Origin of the sequence: Halomonas marinisediminis, assembly GCF_004347715.1 — a bacterium.
GTDB classification, from domain to species: Bacteria; Pseudomonadota; Gammaproteobacteria; order Pseudomonadales; family Halomonadaceae; genus Halomonas; species Halomonas icarae.
Genome location: NZ_SLTR01000174.1, coordinates 1 through 320 on the forward strand (window position 1 = coordinate 1; position 320 = coordinate 320).

The window sequence follows — 320 nt, forward strand, 5'->3', positions numbered from 1 at the left end:
CGTTTGAAGTAGAACGCGGCGCGCAGGTCCGCATCGCTGAGGGCAAGCTCTTGCAGATTGGGCACGATGGCCCCGGTCGCGGCGAGCCCCGTGATGAGGTCGCCGAAGGAGGCTTGTGCCGCGTCGAGGTCATGGTGCGCCTCGCCCATCGCCGCGTCAAGGTGCGCCTGGCCTGCGATGATCGGGCGAGGGGGCGGGACCACGATGGCAAGTGCGACGTCGCGCTTGTCGAACTCCCGCACGATCTCGGCGACCAGCGCCTGGGCGGCGGGTTTCATCGCGTAGCGCTCCTTCAGCTGGTCCTGGGTGAAGACCCAGCC

At 68.4% G+C, this 320-nt stretch carries 1 protein-coding gene; it reads right to left on the bottom strand.

From position 1 onward, the window contains the following. Positions 1-278 (bottom strand): hypothetical protein (locus tag E0702_RS16260; protein ID WP_240721794.1); only part of this gene is annotated, 278 nt, incomplete at its 3' end. Positions 279-320: the final 42 nt, after the last annotated feature.